Genomic DNA, 23,839 nt, shown 5'->3' with positions numbered 1-23,839 from the left:
TGCCTTAAGTTGCTCGAGGTTCAACAAACATCCGGCCGCGCATTTCCATGTGCAGCGCGTGGCAGAACCACTGGCAATAGAACCAGTGCACGCCCGGACGGTTGGCCACGAAGGTCACCGAAGAGGTTGCTTGTGGCGCAACTTCCATCGCGATGCCGTGGTTGGAGAGGCAGAAGCCGTGGGTCACGTCATCCACATCATCAAGGTTGGTCACGTAAACGGTGACTTCATCGCCTTGCTTGACAGTGAATTCCTCAAGACCGAACTGCGGCGCGACAGAGGTCATATAGACCCGCACCTTGTTGCCGTCGCGGATCACCACATCGTCGGATTCCAGATCCACACCGTCAGCTGCGGCTTGCTTGACCGCATCTGCAAAAACCGGATCAGCACGATCCCAGACATTCACAGGCTTCACAATGTCGGCGCGAACGATGATGGAATCATGTGGCTCGGCAAATGTTGGGCCGTCATGCACAACAGACATCTCGTCGCCCGAGGCAATGTCGATCAGCTGTTCGTTCTCAGGCTTCAATGGGCCTACGTTGATGAACCGGTCCTTGGAGAACTTGTTCATCGAGATCAGCCATTCGCCATCCGCTTCAGATGTTTCGCCCATCGAGGTGGAGTTGTGGCCGGGCTGGTAGTGAACGTCCACTTTGGAGATGATCGGATCGACATCTTCGCCCGCAAAGGCGCGGATGGCTTTGTCGATGTTCCATTTCACAACCTGGCTGTCGAGGAACAGCGTGGTAAAGGCGTTGCCTTTGCCGTCATAGGCGGTGTGAAGCGGGCCAAGGCCCAGCTCTGGCTCGCCAACGATACAGGACCGTGGGTCGATATCGCTTTCGAACAGCGCATCCAGTTTTTCAACGTCGATGATCGACACTGTCGGGGACAGTTTACCGTTGATCACCACGTGGCGTTTGTCCGGTGCGGTGTTCACGCCATGCGGGCTGTTCGGGATCGGGATATAGCGGGTGTATTTCTTGTTCTGACCTTTGCGGCCATCGACAACAGGCACACCGTTCAACATCTGCACGTCACCGGCCTTGACGCCCTCTTCAATGGCTTTGAGGTTGAATACAACCACGTGGTCCATCTCTGCTTCGGTCATATCGGCAAGGGTCATACCCATTTCAGAGTTGTAGCTGGTCGAGAAGGCGTATTTGCCCTGATAGTCACAATCGGTGTTATCAAGGTTGCCGCTGACGATCACCTGCCAGGCCACTTTCATCTCGTCACCATCAATGGCGGTGAAGATATTCACGTATTTTTCAGGCTCGTTCAGGATCTGGCCATCATTGACCAGCGGCACTTCGTGTTCACCGTTGGCAAAGACGTAACCGGTGCGCGGGTATTTCTGCGGACGCATGCCGTGGATGTCTTGGGCGTTCGGGATTTCGATGATCTTGTCGCATTTCATCACATCACAACGGATACGCGCCACGCGGGTGTTGGCCTTGTCGTTGGCAAACAGATAGCGGCCATCATAGGTGCCATCGGTGAAGGACATATGCGGGTGGTGCAAATCGCCGTTGTCGTAGGTTTTCATGCCTTTGGCGGCAAGAAATTCCTTGGTTTCGGGCATCAGGCCTTCGGTCAGGATTTTCAGACTTTCGTTGGTCTGGCCCCATCCGGTGGCCGAGCAACGGTTGAACACCGGAATACGCATCAGCTCGCGCATGGAAGGAAAGCCGAGAATGCGCACTTCACCGGTTTGGCCGGACGACCAAAAACCGTAATAGGGGTCCAACTCACCGGGGGCGAGGTTCACTTTGGACGCACCAGCCGCCGCAGCAGGCTTGGCAGACCCAGGGACGAAGCCGGACGCCAGACCGGCACCGGCAGCAGCAGCGGCACCCGCTGTCAGCACACCGCGCCGCGAGAAGCCTTTTTTCCGGGTTTCTTCAGCAGACATATCTCTCTTCCTTTTTCAGATATTAAATCTTGAATATGTTTCCGAGATTCGGTAACATTAAGGACTGAGTACCTAGGTCGATTCTTTCTGTCTTTGATCTGGGACAACAAATGCATTTGGATGGTTTGCCTTGTCTCGCGCCCGGCGCACGGCCTTCTTGATGCAGACAGGACAATCCTTTTCACTTTGATATAAAACCTGACAGTGCAGGCACTGATGGCATTCGTTGGGATTGATATTTCCTTCAGGATGAATGGCTTGCACCATGCATTCCTTGGCACAGCGCTGGCAGGGGCTGCCGCATTCCTTGTACCTTTTGAGCCAATCAAACATCCGCAACCGGCCCGGGATCGCCAGCGCCGCGCCAAGAGGGCACAGATAGCGACAATAGAACCGTTCGATAAACAGCCCAGCCCCGAGCAGTGCCACAGCAAACAGAACATAGGGCCATGAGCGTTGGAATTTCAGGATGATCGCGGTCTTAAACGGCTCGACCTCGGCATACCGTTCGGCCATCTCAAGCGAATAGAGCGACAGGCCAAAGAGCCCCAGAAAGATCATGTATTTGATCGGCCAAAGCCGTTCGTGCAGGCCCCAGGGCACGGTGATCTGCGGCACTTTGAAGAACCGTGCGATCTTGTTTGAAAGCTCCTGCAATGCGCCAAACGGGCAGAGCCAGCCACAGAACACCCCCCTGCCCCAGAACAACAGTGACGCGGCCACCGAGAACCAAAGGATAAAGACAAGCGGATCCATCAGGAATGCGGACCATGAGAAATCTGTCGTCACCGCCGCAAAAAAAGCCAGAACGTTCACCACCGACAATTGCGCGTTGGAATACCAACCCAGCACGATCAGGGTAAAGCTGAGGAACCCGATGCGGAACCAATAGGCAAACCGCGCATTGCGTGTGACCTGCATCTGGAAAAAGAACACCACCGTCAGCACCCCGATGGCCGCGACCAGCAGCGCCACTTCGATCCTTTTTTGATCCCAGATGCGCAGCCACAAGTGGCTCAACTCATCCGGATCGCTGGAGGCCGCAATCGATCCGCCGTTTGTCGGCGCCGCAGCGGGGGTCACGGTTTCAAGATGGCGGTCAGGCAGACGGTAGCCCAGATCGAAGGTGATGAAGGTCTTGTCAATTGCCCCCACGGCCCTCTGCACCAGCAGTTGCAGGCGAAATGGCTCTGCGGGATCAAACTCGACATCGGCAGGTATCTTGAAGATGTCCAGCTCTGTAAAGGAGGGCGCATCTTCGGGGGCCAGCCGGCCAAGGCGGCGCTGCTGCCTGTCAAAGAACCGTGCCGAATTGTCCTGCTGGATCAGTTGTATGCGGTCAAAAATACCGCCCCGCACATAGCCCGAGCCTTTGAACGAATATTTGCCGCGGCCCAGCACGAGGATCGCTTCTTCTCCTTCGTCCAGCCACTCTAGCAGGTTGGCATACTCATCATCGCCCAAAAGCGTGCGCCCGATCTCCGGTGCGCTGGCCAAAGCGACGTGCATCTCGATGAATGTATCCTCAGGTGCGCCCTTGTCGGGCCGTGCAATGGCGCGAGCATCGCCGCTGTCGATGAAGGCTTGGTTGACCTGCCCTACGTCCAGTCGCAGCGTCCGGATGGAGCCATCCCCGTCAAGAGTTTGCCAATCGGAAACAGGTGCCTCTGCCGCATCGGGCCGCTTGATGGTTTTTTGCGGACCGCTGTTGCGAACAGTCGGTTCTAGCCCGCCAAGGCCAAGCTGCCGTGCGACTTTGATCCCTGCCCGCACGATGGAATCGTCGATAACCATGATCGTCACCGTGGCACCCGAGACGATATCGAGCTCATGCGCGCTGCCGCCGCTCGCTGCTTCTTCGGTCAGATCCATGCCTTTATAGCTTTCGGTGACGGCCCTGATCTCGGAGTTCGGAATGCCGATCAGAACAATGGGTTCGGAATGTTTGACAAGGTTCACCCCCGTCACCTTGGCGTCCTGATCCACCCCCATCAGCACATGAATGGGCTTACCCGAATAGCCGGTCGTCGTCACGAAATCCGAGGTCAGGAAGACATAACCGATTGTTTTACCGTCTTTTTGCGCGGGTAAAACTGGCAGATCCGCGTGCATTTTTCCGTAGGCATCGGCGCCCGGCACCAATTCACCCACGGGTACCTTGCCAATGAACTTTTCGACAATCGGTTCACTCTGTGCCGCACCAGAAAGCAGCATCACACAGACCAAGGCATAGCCGATCAAACCCAAGATCGCGTTCCCCCAGTGTCTACAGCTTGCCATGTCATTGATCCTTTGTTCCGTCGGCACCGCAGCCGCATTTGTTCAATGCGGGTCTAACGGCTTTGCCGGGCGGTCACGTTGATCCATATCAAGACCGAAACAGGAAAAGTCTTGCAGGTTTAAGGGGCCCCGCCCCTAGCCGCAGCGGGTCTGCAATCTCGCCACAACCTCGCGGACAAAACCTACATCACCGGGCAGGGAAAGGCTGGGCGCATGGCCGCATCCTTGCATCGTGGTTGATGTCGGGCGAGGGCCGCTGGCGCACATGCGCTGCAAGATCTGCGGTGACAGAATGTCGGAGTTTGCGCCCTGAAAGACATGCATGGGCACCCCAATCCGGTCATAGCGTTCCCAAGACAGCAACTCTTCGGCCGAGGCAGTGAATTGCACAACGATCTTGGGGTCATAGTGCAGGGTCAGCCTGCCGTTGCCCATCCGCCTGAGAGATGTCATGGCCATGCGCTGCCAAAACGGATCTTCCGCCGCACCAAAGGGGGCGTAGGTGGTCCTGAGCCATGCTTCGCCCTCTGACACGGTGGCAAAGCTGGGAAGATCCGCGGCATAGGCCAATATCCGGTCAATGGCCGGTTGCGGCACTTCCGGGCCGATATCGTTGATGATCAGATAGCGAAGCCGATCCGCCATCGGGCCGGACGCGATGCGCATCCCGATCAATCCGCCCATGGAGGTGCCGAACCATCCGGCCTTGGCCATTCCGTAGTGGTCCATCACGCCCAATGCGATCCGGGCGTAGTGTTTGATTGAATACTCCGCTTCAGGGTTTTCCGACCAGCTGGATTGCCCACGGCCAATGGTGTCGGGACAAATGACAAAATGATCAGCGGCAAATCCTGCCGCCAGTTCATCAAAATCGCGGCTCGTGCGGGCCAGCCCATGCCACATCACCAGCGGCGGCGCGGATCGGTCGCCCCATTCCGTGACATGCACCTCATGCCCCAGCACAGCAAAGAATGCATGGCGCGGCTGTGCCCTCTGGCTCACCGAGGGGCCCCTTTGGCCAACACCGTGCCCGCAATCCCTTTGGGGAAGAAATAGACCAGCAGGATAAAGATGATGCCCAGCCAGAACAGCCAGCGATCAGGGTCCAGCACATGCGGCAGGACCGGAATATCCACCGTGGCCTTGGCCGCCGCCCCCATCAGATCGCGCAGGTAATATTGCGCCAACACCAGCATCGTCGCGCCGATCACCGCGCCCCACATTGTGCCCATGCCGCCGATCACCACCATCAACAGGATGTCGATCATGATCGCAAAGCTCAGCGCGGTGTCCGGTCCGGTGTATTTGAGCCAGATCGCGTAGATCGTACCCGCCAGCGAGGCCACCAGCGCCGCGATGCAAAACACGAAGGTCCGGTAACTGACCACACGGTAGCCAATCGCCTCAGCCCGCGCCTCGTTCTCCCGGATCGCTTTCAGGACCGTCCCAAGCGGCGATCCAACCATGCGCAGCATCATCACAAACAGGGCGAGGCAGGTGAAAAACACAAAGTAATAAGCCGCCAGCTTGCCATTGATTTTGACGCCGAAGACCCGCAGCACCTTGCCGTTTTCATCCAGCATCAGCTTGGTCGCGGTCTTGAACAACGCCGGTGCGCGGTAGGTGATGCCATCTTCGCCACCGGTAAAATCGCTCAGCTGTGAGGCCAGAACCAGCGCCACACTGGCCGTGGCAAGGGTGATCATCGCAAAGAAGATCGCCTTGACCCGCAGGGACAGCAGGCCAATCGCTACCGCCACAATCAGCGAGACCGCCATCCCGGCCAAGGCACCGACAAGAACGGCATCCCAACCCGGCCCCATCTGTTTGAGGCTGATCGCAGCGCCATAAGCGCCAAAGCCAAAAAACATCGTATGGGCAAAGCTGACGATCCCGGTATACCCGATCAGCAGGTCGTAGCTTGCCACCAGAACGATAAACACACAGACCCGCGCCGCAACTTCCAGCGCCCGCACATCCTGAAACAGGAAAGGTGCAAACAGCAGCAGGGCAAAGATCAACAAAACGGCGGCTTTCACGGCCTTGGTGCCGCTGGTGGTGGTTTGAGACAACGCGTTCATCTTACTTCACCGCCGGTTTGAGGCCATTGGGCCGCCACAGAAGGATCGCCACCATCAGGATCATGTTCGACGCCAACGCCAGCTTGGGCGCAAGATACCCGATGTAGTTGGCCATCAGCCCGACCATGATCGCGCCCAGCAACGTTCCCTGGATCGACCCGAGCCCGCCAATGATCACCACGATGAAGACGACGATCATCATCTCGGCGCCCAGCGCAGGTGTGATCAAGGTCTCATAGCCCGCCCACATCGCGCCGCCCAGGGCCGCAAGGGCAGAGCCAAGCATGAACACCGCCACAAACAGCCGGTCCACGCGAAAGCCCAGCGCCTCCACCATTTCACGGTTTTCCACCCCGGCACGGATGAGCAAACCAATGCGCGTCCGGTTCAACGTCAGATACAGCGCGGCATAGACCCCCAGCCCCAGAAGAAAGGCGAAGATCCGGTAAATCTCGATCGTGATATCCCCGATCAACAGCGATCCTTCCAAAAACTCAGGGCGTGGCACAGACACCGGCGTGCCACCCCAGATCGCAAGGATCATCTGCTCGGCCACAATAAGTGCCCCCATGGTGATCAGGATCTGGCGCAGGTGGTCCTTGTAGACAGGTTTGACGATTACAGTTTCAAAGAACCATCCGGCCACCAGCCCAAAAAGGATCGCCGCACCAAAGGCCAGAAACAACGCAGCAATGTTGAGCGAGACCGCATCTGCCTCAAGCCAGCCAGAAAGCCAGGCCAGCACGCTGGCCGCGATAAACGCGCCAAAGCTGACAAAAGCCGAATGACCGAAATTGAGCACATCCATCAGGCCAAACACCAGCGACAAGCCCGAGGCCATCAGGAAAATCATCATCCCCATCGCCAATCCGGCCACCGTGAGCGTCACCCAAGACGACGGCGCCCCGATCATCACAAAGGCCAGCGCCGCCACCACAACCGGCAAGAGGTACACCCCGCCCAACCGGCCTGCAAAATCGTTTATCTGTTGCATCATTCTTCCTCAGGCTGACAGGCTCAACAGCCGGTCTTGCAGCGCCGTATCTGCGGCGAAATCGGCCATCGTGCCGCTGTGGGCAATCCGGCCGTCGTCAATCACCGCCATGTCGCGGCCCAGCGATTTGGCAAATTCAAAGTTCTGTTCGACCAGCAGGATTGTCGTGTTCTGCGCGATCTCGCGAAAGGCATCGGCCATCGCATCCACAATCGCGGGCGCCAGCCCCTTGGTCGGCTCGTCAATCAGGATCAGCGCACGCGGTTCGATAATGGCGCGGGCCACGGCCAGCATTTGTTTCTGCCCCCCTGACAGCGACCACGCCTGTTTGGTCCAAAAGGTCTCAAGCGCGGGGAACAGCTCATAAATCCGTTTCAGACGGGCAGGATCAAACCGGCCTTTGGCGGTGGCAAGGATCAGGTTTTCCTCAACGGTCAGGCCTCCAAAAACACCCATATTTTCAGGGACAAAGGCGATATCCAACCGGGCGATGTCTGCCGTGTGCATCGCGGTGATATCTTTGCCATTGAACAGCACCGACCCCGGTGAAGGTTGCCACAAGCCCATGATCGAGCGCAGCGTGGTTGTTTTACCCGCACCATTGCGGCCCAAGAGGACAAACACGCCACCTTCGGGCACATCAAGGGTCACATCATGCAAAACCGCATATTGGCCGATGTTGGTTTTCATCGCATTGAGGGTCAGAAGGCTCATGCGGGCACCGCCGATTTGCCAAGGTAGACATCGCGCACGATATCGCTGGACATCACAGCATCCGGTGCCCCATCCGCAAGCAGCTCTCCATTGTGCAGAACGATGATCCGGTCGGCGAGGCTGCGCACCACGTCCATCTTATGCTCCACCAGCAGAACGGTTTTGGTGGTGTCATTCTTGATGCCTGCAATCAGATCCAACACGTCCGGCGCGTGGTCCAATGACATGCCCGCGGTGGGTTCATCAAACATATAGATATCCGGCTCCATCGCCATCAAAAGCGCCACCTCCAGCTTGCGCTGATCGCCATGGGGCAAGGCCGACGCTGGCAAATGCGCGACCCCGCTCAGCTTGGCGGCTTCAAGGTAATGCTCGGCTTGTTCTTCGAGATGTCTCAGGCCCGCCACCTGCCGCAGCATCCGCCAGCCGTCGCCGGAGCGGGCCTGCACCGCAAGGCGGATGTTTTCAAGGACCGACAATTGAGGGAACAGATTGGTCAGTTGGAACGCCCGGCCAATGCCGCGCTGCGCCCGTGCAGAAGGGGACATGCGCGTGAGGTCGGTGCCGGATTTCATCACTTGCCCTCGCGTGGCCGCCAGTTGCCCCGAGATCAGGTTGAAATAGGTCGTCTTGCCCGCGCCGTTTGGGCCGACAATCACGGTCAATTCGCCGGGATGAAAGGCGCATGAGACCGCGTTCACGGCCACATGGCCGCCAAAGCGGATCGTCAGATCGCGCGTTTCCAAGGAAGGTTGCATTGTCATGAATTTTGTCCGGTGGCTGTCCGGCCCCTGTATAAGGGGCCGGATGCATTGGGTTTAATTGTTGCGCCCGATGGGGATGTCCATCTCTTCGGCGGTGATTTCCCGCACCAGATCAGGGATCGCCCATGCCACATCATCATCCACACGGATTTTGAAGTGATACATGGATTGCAGCGCCTGATGGTCTTCGGGGCGGAAGGTCATTGTGCCCTTGGGGGTTTCCCAGCTCATGCCTTCCATCGCGGTGATCAGCGCTTCGGTTTCCCAGTCTTCGGCTGTCTCCAGCGCCTTGACCACGGCCAGCGCTGCGGCCATCCCGCCGGCGGTAAAGAAATCAGGCGGGCCGTCGAAACGTTCCTGATGGGTTTTCACAAGCCATTCGTTGACCGGATTCTTGGGCATTTCGTAGTAATAGTAGATCGCCCCTTCCATGCCCGGCGCGCGTTTGTAGGTCGGCAGTACCGGCAGGATGTGACCGCCAGTGGAGATCTCGATGCCGTGGCGTTCCGGCTGCATGGCCAGAATTTTGCCCATCGGGTCGCCGCCGCCCGCCACATAGATCAGGATAACCTTGCGGCCTTCCTTGTCCTTCAGCGCGTTGAACATCCGTTCCGTTGCAGCGGTGAAATCCGTGGTGCCCTGTGGTGTGTATTCCTCGGTCACGATGGTGGCACCAGAGCCATCCAGCGCCGCCTTGAACGCGGCAATGCCATCACGGCCAAAAGCATAGTCTTCGGCCAAGGTCGCCACAAAAAGGTTCTCATCCGGTGCCAAGGCCAAAGCCTGCGCCTGCATGTCCATCGACGAGTTGCGTGATGTCTTGAACACATAGCGGTTGCTGTCCGGCCCGGTCAGGCTGTCGGCAACGGCCGGTTCAATGATCAAGATACGCTCATATTCCTCGGCAATCGGCAGCAATCCCTTGGTCACGCCAGAGGATGTCGCCCCAACGGCGAGCAAGACCTCATCGTCACCGTAAGCCTCGGCCAGAACGGCGCGGGCCACATCCGGTTTGAACTGCGTGTCCTTGTGAATGATCTCGATCGGGTGGCCCTTGATCATATTGGTGCCGCCCGTTGCATATTCGATGCCCAGCTCAAACCCGGTTTGAGCCTGCTTTGAGAACACCTCGAACGAGTGCCCCGATATGCCGTGTACCAGCGCGATCTTGACCGGATCTTCGGCCTGCGCAGTGGTCGCGATGGCCAGACCAAACAAGGCGGCCCCAAGCCGCCGTGTGAATAATTTCATTCTTTCTCTCCCTACAGCAACCTGGCACAGCCGGGCATTGCGCCCGTCTGATCGGTCCCTTACTTCTGTAGGTGGAAATGTTTCAGGTCGTGCGATTGGGCGCAATATTGTGGAAACACGTATAGACGACAGCTTTCGAGAAGGGCAGTTCGCAGAGCTGGCCTATCTTTATGCGCCTGTGGGTCTGGTGGTTACGGAAAACCGCGTGATCCGCGATTGCAACCTTACATTTGCCAGCATGTTCGGATACGAAATCAAGGACTTGCGCGATCAAGTTTTTGCGGTTCTCTATCCATCGGACGAGGAGTTCGCCAATATCCGCGACCGCGGTGTGAAAGAGCTGCAAACCACCAACCACTATTGGGACGAGCGGATCATGGCACGCAAGGACGGCAGCCTGTTCTGGTGCCGGGTGCGCGGCCATTCCTTTACCCCAGACGCGCCCTTGGGCCGCGCGGTGTGGAGTTTCGCGGATCTGTCCGAGGTGCGCCCCTACAAGCCCCTGACCCGCCGCGAGCGCGAGATTGTCTCTTTTCTTGCGCTTGGCCTGACCAGCAAAGAGATCGCCATCAAGCTGGATATCTCTCATAGAACGGTCGAGATTTACCGCGCCAAACTGCTCAAGAAATTCGGCGTCGCCAACACCAGCAGTCTGCTGCAATCGCTGGGCGAGGTGGATTCTGTGCATGTTGTTGGACGCTAGGCGCGGCTGACCTCTTGCCCTAGTGTGATCTGGTCCATGCTCACCGAGCTGACAGAGTGAGGGACAGAAACATTTAAGGATCACATCATGACCGCACAAAATGGCCCCTTTCAGGGCGGATGCGCCTGCGGGCATGTCCGCTATGAGATCAGCAGCACTCCAATGATTGTCCACGGATGTCACTGCCGTTGGTGCCAGCGCGAAAGTGGCGGCGCGTTGGCGGTGAATGCATTGATCGAAGCGGACCGGGTGACGGTCACCAAGGGTGACGTGGCCGATATTTTGGTACCCTCGCAAAGCGGCATCGGACAGTTGTTTTCAAAGTGTCCGCAGTGTCAGGTCACACTATGGAGCAAATATCTGGCGATGCGCGGCGGTTTGGGTCAATTGGTGCGGTTTATCCGGGTTGGCACCCTTGATAATCCTGACGCCTTTCCGCCCGATGTGCATATTTTCACCTCAACAAAACAGCCGTGGGTGGTGTTGCCGCAGGATGCGCCTGCCTTTGAGGAATACTTCGTCATCAAAGATGTATGGAGCCCAGAAAGCCTCACACGGCGGGCGGTTCTGCACAAGATGGCGGGCACCCCTGCCCCCTAGTTTGCCCTTCCCCGCGGCCTGCGCTTGCGGTTAGGCTTGCGCGGCACACTGCAGGAAAGCCATGCCATGACGCCAAAAGATCTGCGCCAATTGCGGCGGCATTTTCATCGCAATCCCGAACTCGGCTTCGAAGAAGACCAAACCAAGGACAAAGTGGCCGAGATTTTGACGGATCTCGGGATCGAAGTGCATCGCGGCGCGGGCATTATTGGTATCCTCAAGCGCGGCACCGGCAATCGCGCCATCGCCCTGCGGGCCGATATGGATGCCTTGCCCATTCTAGAGACCAGTTTGCACGACTACCCATCCCAGACCCCTGGCAAAATGCATGCCTGCGGCCATGACGGGCATATGTCGATGCTTCTGGGGGCAGCGGCAGATCTGGCTGGCAATGATGGTTTTGATGGCACAGTGGTCCTGATTTTTCAGCCCAACGAAGAGCACGGGCTGGGCGCCAACGCCATGATAAATGAAGGGGTGCTCGAACGGTTTCCAGTTCAGGAGATCTACGCCATTCACAATCTGCCCGGCGCGCCGCTTGGGCAACTCTCCACCCGTCCCGGCCTGATCTGTTCCAGCGAAAGCCTGTTTGAAGTCACCATCCAAGGTCAGGGCGGTCATGCGTCGATGCCGCAGGCGGGGCGCGACAGCATCACTATCGGATCAGAGATCGTGCTGGCGCTGCAAACCATCGTATCGCGCAAACTGGCACCCGGCGCTGGTGTGGTGGTTTCGGTGACAGAGTTTCTGACAAATGGTCAGCGCAACGTGTTGCCCGGATCTGCGGTTCTGAAGGGGGATGTGCGTGCCCGGTCCGGTGAGGACAGGAAAGCCGTCGCAGCATTGATGGACCAGATCGCCAAGGGGATCGGCATGGCACATGGCGTTGAAGTGACTGTGGCGTTCAACACGGAATTTATTGAAACGGTGAATGCACCCGAACCGGTAGAGGCTGCTTTGGAGGCAGGGCGAGCCTTGGGACTTAACGTGATCGGAAACCGCGAACCGATGAGCTTTTCCGAGGACTTCGCCCATTTCAGTGCCGCCATTCCGGGGTGCTTTTTGTTGTTGGGCAATGGAACTGAAGGCGCAAATGGCCGCCCGCTGCATGCATCGGATTACGATTTCAACGATGATCTGTTGCCCATTGGCGCGGCGTTTTGGGCGCAGCTTGTGCGCAGCCGACTGCCCGCCCAGACATGAAGGGAAAGCCGATGTTCCAACGCAACCTTGAGACCTTTCGCACAAGGATGACCGAGGCGGGTTTGGATGTGGCGCTGATCACGGATGAGGACAGCGTCTATTACCTGACCGGCTATTACGACTATTTGCATATGGAATTTGGCCGCCCGACGATTTTGGTTGTGCTGCGTGACGGGTCAAGCGTTCTTATCACCCCGACCATTGACTATGTCGCGGCCCAAAATGCGGCGCAGGTGGACAGGATCGCCCCATGGAATGATGGGGCTGGCGCAGAATGGCGGGCCGAACTTCCCGCCGCTTTGAAAGGAGCCCGAAAGATTGCGCTTGAAACCGCGCATATGCCGCCCGCTGTCCGCCGTTTTGTGGATGACCTCGCAGGGGCGCAAATGGTGGTGGATGCCACGCCGATCCTGTCAAAGATGCGGATGATCAAATCCCCCGCCGAATTGCAGCTGGCCCGCCATGCCGGGCAAGTCGCCAATGCGATGATGCAGGCGGGACGGGACGCCATCGGAGACGGTGTACCAGAATTTGAGGTGGCCATCGCAACCTCACAGGCGGGCACGCGGAAGGCCGCGCAACTGCTGGCCGCGCATTATGAGGACGCCGACATGTCCCCCAACACCCATTTCCTGCAGATCATGGCCTCTGGGGATCAGATCACAAAAACCCACCACCGTGCCTCAACCCGCGTGATGCGGCGCGGAGAGCCGGTGTTTCTTTGCTTTTGCGGCATGACCAATTTTCACCGCTTCAAGCTGGGCTTTGACCGGACCTTCTGGATTGGCGAGGTTGCGGATGCGCGGCAGATTCCAATCTATGATGTTGCCGTGGCCAGCCAAAAGGCCGCGCTCAAAATCTTGCGCCCCGGCGTAACGGCAGAGACTGTGCATGCCGCCTATGCCGAGGTGATCCAGACGGCGGGCTATGAGTATCCGTTCCGCTGTGGCCGCGCGACGGGGTTTAGCTATCTTGAAGATCCACAACTGGTGACGGGTGATACCACGATCCTGCAGCCCGGCATGGTTCTGGCCGTGGACGGGTCGGTGAACACCGATCATTTCAGGGCACAGGTTGGTGACAGTTTTATTATCACCGAAGACGGGTTTGAACAGATCACGGACCACTCCAAAGCGCTCGACGATGTGGTGTTGTAGGCCTCTACCCGCGCTTGATCATCAACCGCGCCGAGACGCCAACAGCCGTGTCTTCAAACGACAATGCTCCGCCATGCAATTGGGCGATGGTGGAGACGATCGTTAGACCAAGACCATAGCCATCAATCGTGGCAGTATTGTCGCCCCGTTGAAACGGGGCCAGCAATGCCTCGATGTCCTTGGCGGAACTGTCGGAGCCTTCATCCTCGACAATGATCGTTGCGGTGTCTGCGTCTGCCTCAAACGAAACCGTCGCCCGCCGCCCGTATTTCAGTGCATTGTCGATCAGATTGGCCATCGCCCGTTGCAGGGCAATCGGGCGGCCTGTGACCGTGATCTGGCGATCTCCTGCCATCACGCTTTGCCCCTGACGGGACATGAACACCGAGCCGCCCCCCTGCATCACCACATCCTGTGCGGCGCGAAAACTGACGGCGCGGCCCATATCTTGATAGTCCGTCACCACCGCATCGATCAGCGCATTCAGCGACAGCTTGCGCGGCTCCTCCACGTTCATCTCGGCGCGGGTGTAGGTCAGAACGCTTTCGATCATGCCGGTCATGCTGTCGATGTCCGCGTCCAGTTTGCCGCGCAGTTCGGGATCGCCAATAAGCGCCGTGCGCAGCCGCAGCCGTGTGGCAGGTGTGCCAAGGTCATGACTGACACCTGACAAAACCGCAGCCCGATTGGCCAGTTGCTCCCGTTCCGCCTCTAGATAGCTGTTCACCGCCGCAACAATGTCCTGAAGCTCTTGCGGACCGGGCAGATCATAGCTCGCTGGCCCGCCCACCCGGCGGCGATCCCGCAACTGCGCGGCAAAGCGGGCGAAGTCGGAGGATTGGTTGAGGGCAATGGTTATCAGAATGCCGAAAGCGACAATGGCAAAGAGAACCGCAGGCAGGCGCAGGTCCGCAGGCGCCGCATCGCAGCCCCAGACGGGTGCACCCTCGATCCGCACCCAGGGCGCCTGCCCCATCTGGGCCACCACCACAGGATCGCTGCAATAAGAGGCCAAGAGCCGCAGCACCGCGCCTGTGGTTTCCGCCGCTGTTTGCCCGTCGCGGTGTGGCAGTCCGGCCAAACGATAGGTCAAGTCAGGCGACAGGATCGCCAGCATCAGCGGTTTGCTGGTGGTGCGGTTCAGGGCATCTGCAAGGATCGGCACATTGGTGATCCGCGCTCCATTGGGTGCACCACTGATCTGGTGAAAGGCCCCGGCCTCTGCGTGGCTTTGATCCACCGCTGACAAGGGCGTGACGCGGACGCCTTCGGGCGGGGCGGTGCCGTTTTGCATCGCATAATAAAGGGTTGTCCCCGCCAGTTGCGCCTTTGCCAGATGGGATTTCCAGTTTTGGGTCGATTGCATCCAAAGGCCCACAGCCATTGCTGCCGATACAAAGGCCGCCAGCACCAAGGCGCTGACAATGGCGCGAAGGCTGTGCAAAGCCTTCACTGGTCCTGCACCGTAACATCCGCCACAAAGACATAGCCGACCCCGCGTTCAGTGCGCAGGATTTGCGGGTCTTTGGGGTTGTTCTCAATCTTGGACCGAAGCCGCCCCACCAGCACATCAATGGCGCGGCCCGTGGCATCGGCTGTCTGGCCCGCCTCGCCCGTCACATCCAGCGCGGCGGCGATCTCTTCGCGGGTCAAGGGGATATGCGGATTGGCCACCAGTGTTTGCAGCAAAGCCAGCTCGCGCCGTGACAGGGTGACCTGAATACCCGCTGGCGACAGAACCTCGCCGCGTTTGGCGTTGTAGACCCAACCGTGAAATTCAAAAGTCTTGGTATTGCGCCGATGGACCAAGGACGACGACCGCCGCGCCCGTGACAGCACGGCCTTGACCCGCGCCAGCAGCAGATCAGGATTGAACGGTTTGGCGATGTAATCATCCGCGCCAACCTCATAGCCTTCCATGCGCTGATGATCGGCTGACAGGGCCGAGACAATGATGATCGGTACGTCCTGTTCACTGCGCAACCTCGCACAGATCTCAAGACCGTTTTCATCCCCCAGCATCACATCAAGCAAGATCAGATCCACCCGCCCGCCACCGAGATGTTTGCGCACTTCCGTTTCGGTCCCCGCAGGCAGGGCCATCGCACCGTTCTGGCGCAGGAATTGCGTCACCATCTGGCGCACGTCCTGATCGTCATCAACCACAAGAATCCGGGGGATTGTCACCTTTGTCTCTCCTGTGTGGCGGGCCGTTCTGACCGCCGGTGATCCAATTCATGTAACACAATGCAACAAAATCGAGGGCTTTGTAACAACTGGTAACGGGGCCGCCGTTTAAATGCCGTTTTGCGCCCTTGAGCCGCTATAAGTGGATTGCATGGCGGGCCGCCATTCCCACAGACTTGCGCCATCATGACCGCTATTGCGGATAATTCTGGGAGGAAACACACATGAAATCCTATGCTTTGGGTATTGCCTGCGGTGTCGCACTGGGCACATCCGGCGCGGCCTTTGCCGAACCGCAAGCCGAGGTGCTGCATTACTGGACATCCGGCGGTGAGGCCAAGTCCGTTGCCGTGTTGCAAGAAGAGTTTGCCGCGAATGGCGGCACCTGGACGGACATGCCAGTGGCAGGCGGCGGCGGTGATGCCGCGATGACCGCTTTGCGGGCGCGGGTTCTGTCGGGCAATGCGCCCACTGCCGTACAGCTGAAAGGCCCTGCCATTCAGGAATGGTACGAAGAAGGCGTGCTGGCCGATATCTCTGCCGTTGCCGAGGCCAACAATTGGGAGGCCGTTTTGCCAGCCTCTATTGCGGGCCACATGAAATGCGAGGGCACCTGGTGTGCGGCCCCTGTGAACGTCCACCGCGTGGATTGGATCTGGGCCAATGCAAATGTGCTTGAGGCCAATGGCATCGAAATGCCAACCAGCTGGGACGCGTTCAACGCCGCCGCAGACAAGCTGCAAGCGGCGGGGATCATTCCACTGGCCCATGGCGGTCAGGCCTGGCAGGACGCGACAGTGTTTGAGGCTGTCGCGCTTGGCATTCTGGGCGCCGAAGGGTTTCACAAGGCCTTTGTCGAGCTGGACAAAGATACGCTGACCTCTGATGCGATGGTCGCCACCTTCGACCAGATGCGCAAAATGCGCGGCTATGTTGATCCGAACTTCTCTGGCCGTGACTGGAACCTGGCCACAGCCATGGTAATGAACGGCGAAGCGGCGTTTCAGATCATGGGCGACTGGGCGAAGGGCGAGTTTATGGCAGCGGGCAAAGCGCCCGGCGAGGATTTCCTCTGTGCCTCCACCCCCGGTGACGGTTTCCTCTACAACGTCGACAGCTTTGCGATGTTCGAAGTGGGCGGCGCGGACAAACAGGCGGGTCAAGCCCTGCTGGCCGAGCTGGTCGTCGGCAAGAACTTCCAAAAGGTGTTCAACCTGAACAAAGGCTCGATCCCTGCACGCACGGACGTGCCACTGGACGAGTTTGACAGCTGCGCGGTCCTGTCTGCGGCAGATATGGCAGCCAGCTCTGAGAACGGGTCGCTCTTGCCCAGCTATGCGCACGGCATGGCCCTGCGCGGCGCACAGGCCGGAGCGATCACCGACGTTGTGACCGCACATTTCAACTCTGACATGTCCTCTGCGGATGCGGTTCAGATGTTGGCCGAGGCTGTTGCAAACAGCATGTAAACCACGCTGCCGCCCCGCCCATTGGCCGGGGCGGCAGATTTTCCGGGGGGATAACGTTCATGACAAAATGGCTTGAAGAAAACACACCCAAACTGGTGCTGGCGCCCTCTTTCATTGCCATTCTCGTGTTCGTCTATGGCTTTATCGCCTGGACAGCATGGGTTTCGATGACGCGCTCGCGGCTGCTGCCCAAGTACGAGATCGAAGGGTTTATCCAGTATGACCGGCTGTTTGCATCGCCGCGCTGGGACACGGCCTTTGGCAATCTTTTCATATTTGGCACCCTGTTCATTGTGATCGCGATGATCCTTGGGCTGGTGCTGGCGATCCTGCTGGATCAAAACATCCGCACCGAAGGCGCGATCCGAACGATTTATCTTTACCCAATGGCACTTTCGATGATTGTCACCGGCACCGCGTGGAAATGGATCTTGAACCCCGGTTTGGGCCTGCAAGCCATGGTGCGCGGCTGGGGGTTCGAAGATTTCACCTTCGATTGGCTGGTTGATCCGGACATGGCGATCTACACCATTGTGCTGGCCGCGATCTGGCAAAGCTCGGGTTTTGTGATGGCGCTGTTCTTGGCGGGCCTGCGGTCCGTGGACGAAGAGATCATCAAGGCTGCGCAGGTCGATGGCATCCCCACATGGCGTGTCTATACCGCGATTATCATCCCTTCGATGGCCCCGATTTTCCTGTCCGCGTTCATCGTGCTGTCGCACCTTGCGATCAAAAGCTTTGATCTGGTTATCGCGCTCACAGGCGGCGGCCCCGGCTATGCCACCGATCTGCCCGCGACCTATATGTATGCCATGGCGTTCTCGCGCGGCGATATCGGTCAGGCGGCCAGCTCCGCGATGATCATGATGCTGGTCGTGTTTGCGATTGTGGTTCCCTACCTTTATTCGGAATTGAGGTCCAAAGATGGCTGATCTGTCTGTCTCCGCTGCCTCCCTCGCGGGGCAAAGCCAGAAGGGCAAAGTCGCCCTGCGCTGGTCGCTGTATACGCTGCTGTGCCTGTTTGCGCTGTTCTATCTGCTGCCACTGTTCGTCATGATCACCACCTCGCTGAAAAGTCTGGATGAAATTCGGACAGGTGATCTGATTTCCCTGCCCCGCGAAGTGACATTCGAAGCATGGCGCACCGCGTGGTCCACAGCCTGCACCGGCATCCAATGCGAAGGGGTGCGGCCGTATTTCTGGAACTCTGTCCTGATCGCCATTCCCGGCGTGGCCATCTCAACCCTATTGGGCGCGATGAACGGCTATGTCGTGGCGCAATGGCGGTTTCGCGGCGCAAATATCATCTTTTCGCTGATGTTGTTTGGCTGCTTCATCCCGTTTCAGGTGGTTCTCCTGCCAATGGCGCGGGTGTTGGGGATGATGGGAATTGCCGGAACTATTCCGGGTTTGATCTTTGTCCATGTGATCTATGGGCTGGGCTTCACCACCTTGTTTTTCCGCAATTATTACGTGTCTATCCCGGCGGATCTGACAAAGGCTGCCAAAGTGGACGGCGCAGGATTTTTCCGCATCTTCTGGTCGATCTTCCTGCCGCTGTCGCTGCCAATCATCGTTGTGACCGTGATCTGGCAGTTCACACAGATCTGGAATGACTTCCTGTTTGGTGTGTCCTTCAGTCAGGCCGGAACCCAGCCTGTGACGGTCGCGCTTAACAACATCGTCAATTCCACCACCGGCGTCAAAGAATACAACGTCGATATGGCCGCCGCGATCATCGCCGCGTTGCCGACCCTGCTTGTTTATGTCGTTGCCGGCAAATATTTCGTCCGCGGTCTGACCGCCGGATCCGTGAAAGGATAATCCCATGGCCAACATCCTGAAAATCGAACATCTTTTCAAAAACTACGGATCCGTCGAGATCCTCAAAGACATCAACGTAGAGATCGAACAGGGCGATTTCCTTGTCCTGGTTGGCCCGTCCGGTTGTGGCAAATCCACCTTGCTCAATTGCATCGCAGGGCTTGAGCCAATCACCGGCGGATCACTGCACATTGGCGGGCAGGACATGACCGATGTCAGCCCCAAAGACCGCGATATCGCGATGGTGTTCCAGTCCTATGCGCTCTACCCCACAATGACAGTTGCCAAGAACATCACCTTTGGCATGAAAGTGCGCGGCGTGGATCAGGCGACGCAGGACCAAAAGCTTGCCCATGTGGCGCAGCAGCTCCAGATCGAGAACCTGCTCAAGCGAAAGCCCGGCCAGCTGTCGGGCGGTCAGCGTCAGCGGGTCGCCATGGGCCGTGCCCTGGTGCGTGATCCCAAGCTGTTCTTGTTTGACGAACCCCTGTCGAACCTTGACGCCAAACTGCGTGTCGAGATGCGCACCGAGATCAAGCAGCTGCACCAACGGCTTGGCGCCTCCATGGTTTATGTGACCCATGACCAGATTGAAGCGATGACGCTGGCGACCAAAATCGTGGTCATGAAAGGCGGCGTGATCCAGCAGATCGGCACCCCCGCAGAGATCTACAATCGCCCGGCCAATCTCTTTGTGGCGGATTTCATGGGCAGCCCTGCGATGAACCTGATCCCGGCCAAAGCCCGCGCCAATGGCAACGGCACCGACATCCAAATCGCCCAGGATCGCGGTGATCCGATTGTGCTGACCGACACCAAGAACCGCGATCTGCCCGAGGATGTCATTTTGGGGGTACGCCCCGAGGACATCGGTGATGCGGCGATGCGGTCGGGGGCCCATGTGCAGGAGGCCGAGTGCCTGATTGATATCGTGGAACCTGCGGGCGCGGACACCTATGCCGTTATGCAACTTGGCGGGAAACATGTCACCGCACGTCTGCATTCCGAAACCAACGCCGCCCCCGGCAATGCACAACGGCTGGCCTTCGACCTTGGCAAAGTGTCGTATTTCGCGCCGGACACGGGGCTGCGGTTGAACTGATCTGGCAGATAGCTTTGGCCCGCCGGACCGTCTAGCAATCCGTGCCTTGGCACTCAAGCAGGGCAACAATTTCTGAGCAGTTTTCGATCTTCCCGCCACAACAATCGGCGATCAGAAACTGCACAAGCGCATTCACTCTGGCCAGATTGGCCGAATAGTGGATTTCGCGCTGATGGCGGGTCGCGGACAACACCCCTGCCCGTTTCAGAATGGCCAGATGCCCCGACAGGGTTGAGGGTTTTGTCCCCAATTGCCGCGAGATTTCCAGTGCGGGCAAGCCTTTCGGCCCAACCCTGACCAAAAGACGGAATGCCTCGATCCGCGTCGGCTGCGCAAGGGCGGCAAAGGCCTCGATGGCGGTGTCTTGCTTCATTATTCGGTAATGCCCGAAATATCGAAGCTTGACAAGATACAAAGCCTGACTTAGCCCAGAGTTACTTCGGCATTTACCGAATTGAGTAAGAAAGAAGCAACAAATGGCCAGTGCCCTGGCCGTATATCGCACTGTGCATTTGCATGGGGCAATCGGAACATTTCGGCGGCGGCGCCATCGCAGCAGCCCTTACTGGAGACACAGAATGACACTTGAACGCCGGTTGATGGCAGAATGGTTGGGCACGTTTTCGCTTTTGGCGACGGTCATTGGATCGGGCATCATGGCGGAGCGGTTGGCGGACGGGAATATCGCCATTGCGCTATTGGGAAACACCATCCCGACGGGGGCTATCTTGGTGGTTTTGATCACCATTTTCGGCCCGATCTCCGGCGCACATTTCAACCCTGCGGTTACGTTGAGCTTTGTCATGCGCCGCGAAATCACCAAGGGAGATGCCGCGCTTTATGTGGTTGCGCAGGTGTTTGGAGGCATCATCGGTGTCCTTGCCGCACATGTGATGTTTGAACATCCGCTGATTGATCCCTCCGCCACCATACGCAGCGGGACCGGCCAATGGGCGGGTGAATTTGTTGCCACCTTTGGTCTGGTTGGCACCATTTTGGCCTGTATCAAAGCGAAACCCGCCGCGGTTCCGATGGCGGTTGGCCTTTATATCACGGCGGCCTATTGGTTTACCTCCTCCACCTCCTTTGCCAATCCGGCGGTGACCATCGCACGCGGATTTTCAGACACGTTTGCCGGGATCGCCCCTGTGGATGTGGCCGCGTTCATCGCGGTGCAGCTGATTGCGGCCGTTTTGGCGACCCTGTTTTTCGGGTGGCTGTTGAACTCCGACGAGGCGGCATAGCTGCAGTCCCCTCCCTATTGAGATCGGTCCTTGCCCACAGCGGTATGAGGCCAATGAAACCGAAAGACGACACAATGACCGACACCCCGAACATCGAAACGGACCACTTTCGCGCCATCGACACCGGCAGGTTGTTCGAAACCGATCAATCCGACCATGCTCCACGGATACTGTTGCTCTATGGCTCCCTGCGAAAGCGGTCCTTCAGCCGGCTGATGACCGAAGAAGCCGCCCGCGTGTTGAACCTTTTTGGCGCCGAGACCAAAACCTTTGACCCGCGCGGTTTGCCTCTGCCCGATGAGACCGAGGCCGACCATGCCAAAGTTCAGGAATTGCGCGATCTGGTCAGTTGGAGCGAGGGCATGGTTTGGTGCTCCCCCGAACGGCACGGGGCGATGACGGCGATCATGAAGGCGCAGATCGACTGGATCCCGCTGTCGCTGGGCGCCGTTCGACCGACACAGGGCAAAACGCTGGCAGTGATGCAAGTCAACGGCGGCTCGCAAAGCTTCAACGCGGTGAACCAGTTACGGATCTTGGGCCGCTGGATGCGCCTGTTGACGATTCCCAACCAATCCTCAACGCCCAAGGCTTTTCTGGAATTCGACGACAATGACCGGATGAAGCCATCGCCCAACTACGACCGGATGGTGGATGTCATGGAAGAATTGGTCAAATTCACCCTTCTGACGCGGGGACGGGCGGATTATCTGGTGGAACGCTACAGCGAACGCAAGGAAACCGGCGCGGCCTTGATCAAACGGGTCAATCAACGGGCGGGGTGATCGGGCAGATCGGGGTGAGGTGAAGTTTGTCGCCAATGCTCTTATCGTTCTTGCACAACGACAGCCATGCATCAGCTTTTGGTATTGCAAGAAAGTGACGGTGGTGCGGAAGGGCGGACAAATCTGGAAGCAGATGCTCTCATTGCTCCTGCCGAGCAACTGCCGCATTCAACTGATCCGGTCGTTTCGGCATCTTTCTTTGGAAGAGGCTTTGGTGGGGGCGGTGGGACGAAGCTAGAACTGTCGAAGCTCTCATCGCTCTTTCAGATCGACTGCCGCCCAGCGCACCATTTCGAGAGGGGTGGTCCCTTTGCTGCGCAAAGGAACTGTGGTGCGGGCGGTGGGACTCGAACCCACACGGGGCTACGCCCCAACAGATTTTAAGTCTGGTATGTCTACCATTCCATCACGCCCGCGCCGGGTGATGGGCGCACAATAGTCATGCGGCGGGCGGTGTAAATGCCTATAGATCCTCACCCTGCGGTCCAAGTGGTGCGCCCTTCGCCAAAAGCGCCGCTTCGGACAGCCAGGGATTGTTCTTGACCGCCTCCAGCAGCTGTTCGCGGGCCGCAGGAAGTTGGCCCAGGTTCATCAATGTCAGCGCCCTGCCCGATTGCGCCGCGACGTGTAAAGGCTGCAACGCCAGCGCGGCATCGAGATCAACCAACGCCTTGGCGTAGTCCTGCCGCAGGAAATGGATATAGGCCCGTTGGTTGAACCCTTCGGCGTAGTCGGGACAATAGGCAACCAGCCGGTCAAAAGCCGCCAGCGCTCCGAGAAAATCATAAGAATCGCGTTTGCGCATCCCGGCATCCAGCACCTCTTGGGCGGCTTCATCCGGGGCCCGCAGCCAAACCTGCCACATCGCCAGCGATGCTCGCCGACCATCGGTAAAGGTCTGTGCCGATTGTGCATCGGCAAAAAGATCAAGCAGTTCCGAGCGGGTGTCGGCGGGTGCAGGACACTCAGCAAACAGCGGTCCCGCCCAAAGGGCGATCACGAAAGAAGGGAGCAAACGAAGCCGGATCATCCTGTAATAAAGAGCGCCCGGCGCAGTTCCGTCAAGTGCCGTCCGTCAGCATCGTGCCCTTGACCACCTCCATCGCCACATAGGTCGAGGTGTTGGAGACATGCGGCAGGGCCGAGATTGTCTCGCCCAGAAACTGCCGGTAGGCGGACATATCGCGGGTCCGTACCTTGAGCAGATAATCAAAGTGGCTGGCGATCATATGCGCCTGTTCAATCTCCGGCACCTTGAGAACGGCGGCGTTGAATTTGCGCAGCGCGGCCTCGCGGGTGTCATCCAGTCGCACCTCCACAAAGGCCACGTGATCCAGCCCCAGGCGGATCGGATCCAGCATGGCACGGTAGCCCTGGATCACGCCGCTTTCCTCGAGCCGCCGCAGCCGCGCCTGCGTCGGGGACTTCGACAAGCCGATGCGCTTGGCCAGTTCCGTAACAGGTATCCGGCCGTCCTGCCCCAAAACGGCAAGGATCGCCGAGTCGAAGCGATCCAAATTGACCTTTCCACTTTGCATCGCGTATCTCCAAAATTTCAGT

At 58.3% G+C, this 23,839-nt stretch carries 23 protein-coding genes and 1 tRNA gene; 10 read left to right on the top strand and 14 right to left on the bottom strand.

The window, feature by feature from the left end; genetic code table 11:
* Positions 1-4: 4 nt before the first annotated feature.
* The 8 genes from nosZ to JNX03_RS01035 all read right to left on the bottom strand — a co-directional run bounded on the left by nosZ (position 5) and on the right by JNX03_RS01035 (position 10,005).
* On the bottom strand, positions 5-1,921 hold the full coding sequence (gene nosZ, locus JNX03_RS01070) for a TAT-dependent nitrous-oxide reductase (protein WP_203210640.1): 1,917 nt from the start codon (positions 1,919-1,921) through the stop codon (positions 5-7).
* 72 nt (positions 1,922-1,993) lie between these two features.
* Entirely contained in the window at positions 1,994-4,201 is a 2,208-nt protein-coding gene (locus tag JNX03_RS01065) for a NosR/NirI family protein (protein WP_231024111.1), read from the bottom strand.
* A gap of 135 nt (positions 4,202-4,336) precedes the next feature.
* Complete coding sequence (locus JNX03_RS01060; protein ID WP_231024110.1) at positions 4,337-5,203, bottom strand: alpha/beta fold hydrolase; 867 nt, start codon at positions 5,201-5,203, stop codon at positions 4,337-4,339.
* The gene (locus JNX03_RS01055) at positions 5,200-6,282 is read right to left on the bottom strand and encodes a branched-chain amino acid ABC transporter permease (RefSeq protein WP_203210639.1); all 1,083 of its coding nucleotides are present in this window, start codon (positions 6,280-6,282) and stop codon (positions 5,200-5,202) included. The genes JNX03_RS01060 and JNX03_RS01055 overlap by 4 nt, the downstream gene beginning before the upstream one ends.
* 1 nt (position 6,283) lies before the next feature.
* Complete coding sequence (locus JNX03_RS01050) at positions 6,284-7,276, bottom strand: branched-chain amino acid ABC transporter permease (RefSeq protein ID WP_025046718.1); 993 nt, start codon at positions 7,274-7,276, stop codon at positions 6,284-6,286.
* Between the two features lie 9 nt (positions 7,277-7,285).
* On the bottom strand, positions 7,286-7,990 hold the full coding sequence (locus JNX03_RS01045; RefSeq protein ID WP_203210638.1) for an ABC transporter ATP-binding protein: 705 nt from the start codon (positions 7,988-7,990) through the stop codon (positions 7,286-7,288).
* Entirely contained in the window at positions 7,987-8,754 is a 768-nt protein-coding gene (locus tag JNX03_RS01040) for an ABC transporter ATP-binding protein (RefSeq protein WP_203210637.1), read from the bottom strand. The genes JNX03_RS01045 and JNX03_RS01040 overlap by 4 nt, the downstream gene beginning before the upstream one ends.
* Before the next feature lie 54 nt (positions 8,755-8,808).
* Positions 8,809-10,005 (bottom strand): substrate-binding domain-containing protein, encoded by a 1,197-nt coding sequence (locus JNX03_RS01035; protein WP_203210636.1) that lies wholly within the window; start codon positions 10,003-10,005, stop codon positions 8,809-8,811.
* A gap of 106 nt (positions 10,006-10,111) precedes the next feature.
* Here JNX03_RS01035 and JNX03_RS01030 point away from each other — a divergent pair, with 106 nt between their 5' ends.
* The 4 genes from JNX03_RS01030 to JNX03_RS01015 all read left to right on the top strand — a co-directional run bounded on the left by JNX03_RS01030 (position 10,112) and on the right by JNX03_RS01015 (position 13,668).
* Positions 10,112-10,708 (top strand): LuxR C-terminal-related transcriptional regulator, encoded by a 597-nt coding sequence (locus JNX03_RS01030; protein ID WP_409202389.1) that lies wholly within the window; start codon positions 10,112-10,114, stop codon positions 10,706-10,708.
* 87 nt (positions 10,709-10,795) lie between these two features.
* The gene (locus JNX03_RS01025; protein ID WP_203210634.1) at positions 10,796-11,308 is read left to right on the top strand and encodes a GFA family protein; all 513 of its coding nucleotides are present in this window, start codon (positions 10,796-10,798) and stop codon (positions 11,306-11,308) included.
* A gap of 66 nt (positions 11,309-11,374) precedes the next feature.
* Positions 11,375-12,511 carry an amidohydrolase gene (locus JNX03_RS01020; protein WP_203212086.1) on the top strand — a complete coding sequence of 379 codons (1,137 nt, stop codon included), beginning with the start codon at positions 11,375-11,377 and terminating at the stop codon, positions 12,509-12,511.
* A gap of 11 nt (positions 12,512-12,522) precedes the next feature.
* On the top strand, positions 12,523-13,668 hold the full coding sequence (locus JNX03_RS01015; RefSeq protein ID WP_203210633.1) for a M24 family metallopeptidase: 1,146 nt from the start codon (positions 12,523-12,525) through the stop codon (positions 13,666-13,668).
* A 4-nt stretch (positions 13,669-13,672) separates the two neighbouring features.
* Here JNX03_RS01015 and JNX03_RS01010 read toward each other — a convergent pair whose 3' ends face one another.
* Entirely contained in the window at positions 13,673-15,121 is a 1,449-nt protein-coding gene (locus JNX03_RS01010; RefSeq protein WP_331000440.1) for a sensor histidine kinase, read from the bottom strand.
* Positions 15,118-15,855, bottom strand: coding sequence for a response regulator transcription factor (locus JNX03_RS01005; RefSeq protein ID WP_203210632.1), 738 nt, complete (start codon positions 15,853-15,855; stop codon positions 15,118-15,120). Before JNX03_RS01005 ends, JNX03_RS01010 begins: the two co-directional genes overlap by 4 nt.
* A gap of 224 nt (positions 15,856-16,079) precedes the next feature.
* On the opposite strand from JNX03_RS01005, the gene JNX03_RS01000 reads away from it, so the two are divergent.
* From JNX03_RS01000 to JNX03_RS00985, 4 genes are read left to right on the top strand one after another with little or no spacing between them, the layout of a single operon-like run.
* Positions 16,080-17,324, top strand: coding sequence for an ABC transporter substrate-binding protein (locus JNX03_RS01000; RefSeq protein ID WP_203210631.1), 1,245 nt, complete (start codon positions 16,080-16,082; stop codon positions 17,322-17,324).
* A 59-nt stretch (positions 17,325-17,383) separates the two neighbouring features.
* Entirely contained in the window at positions 17,384-18,256 is an 873-nt protein-coding gene (locus JNX03_RS00995) for a carbohydrate ABC transporter permease (RefSeq protein WP_025046707.1), read from the top strand.
* Positions 18,249-19,148 carry a carbohydrate ABC transporter permease gene (locus tag JNX03_RS00990; RefSeq protein WP_203210630.1) on the top strand — a complete coding sequence of 300 codons (900 nt, stop codon included), beginning with the start codon at positions 18,249-18,251 and terminating at the stop codon, positions 19,146-19,148. Before JNX03_RS00995 ends, JNX03_RS00990 begins: the two co-directional genes overlap by 8 nt.
* Before the next feature lie 4 nt (positions 19,149-19,152).
* A complete protein-coding gene (locus JNX03_RS00985) occupies positions 19,153-20,250 on the top strand; it encodes an ABC transporter ATP-binding protein (protein ID WP_203210629.1) in 1,098 nt (365 codons plus the stop codon).
* A gap of 31 nt (positions 20,251-20,281) precedes the next feature.
* Here JNX03_RS00985 and JNX03_RS00980 read toward each other — a convergent pair whose 3' ends face one another.
* Positions 20,282-20,623 (bottom strand): ArsR/SmtB family transcription factor, encoded by a 342-nt coding sequence (locus JNX03_RS00980; protein WP_203210628.1) that lies wholly within the window; start codon positions 20,621-20,623, stop codon positions 20,282-20,284.
* Between the two features lie 205 nt (positions 20,624-20,828).
* Here JNX03_RS00980 and JNX03_RS00975 point away from each other — a divergent pair, with 205 nt between their 5' ends.
* On the top strand, positions 20,829-21,494 hold the full coding sequence (locus JNX03_RS00975; protein ID WP_203210627.1) for an aquaporin: 666 nt from the start codon (positions 20,829-20,831) through the stop codon (positions 21,492-21,494).
* Positions 21,495-21,568: 74 nt separating this feature from the next.
* Positions 21,569-22,279, top strand: a complete 711-nt coding sequence (gene arsH, locus JNX03_RS00970) for an arsenical resistance protein ArsH (RefSeq protein ID WP_203212084.1) — start codon at positions 21,569-21,571, stop codon at positions 22,277-22,279.
* 329 nt (positions 22,280-22,608) lie between these two features.
* Here arsH and JNX03_RS00965 read toward each other — a convergent pair.
* The 3 genes from JNX03_RS00965 to JNX03_RS00955 form a co-directional block, all read right to left on the bottom strand.
* Positions 22,609-22,695, bottom strand: a tRNA-Leu gene (locus tag JNX03_RS00965).
* 47 nt (positions 22,696-22,742) lie between these two features.
* On the bottom strand, positions 22,743-23,294 hold the full coding sequence (locus tag JNX03_RS00960) for a tetratricopeptide repeat protein (protein ID WP_231024108.1): 552 nt from the start codon (positions 23,292-23,294) through the stop codon (positions 22,743-22,745).
* A 46-nt stretch (positions 23,295-23,340) separates the two neighbouring features.
* A complete protein-coding gene (locus JNX03_RS00955; protein ID WP_203210626.1) occupies positions 23,341-23,817 on the bottom strand; it encodes an Lrp/AsnC family transcriptional regulator in 477 nt (158 codons plus the stop codon).
* Between the last annotated feature and the right edge of the window lie 22 nt (positions 23,818-23,839).

Source organism: Sulfitobacter mediterraneus (genome assembly GCF_016801775.1).
In the GTDB taxonomy this organism is placed as follows: Bacteria; Pseudomonadota; Alphaproteobacteria; order Rhodobacterales; family Rhodobacteraceae; genus Sulfitobacter; species Sulfitobacter mediterraneus_A.
This window is presented reverse-complemented; position numbering and strand designations above follow the sequence as displayed.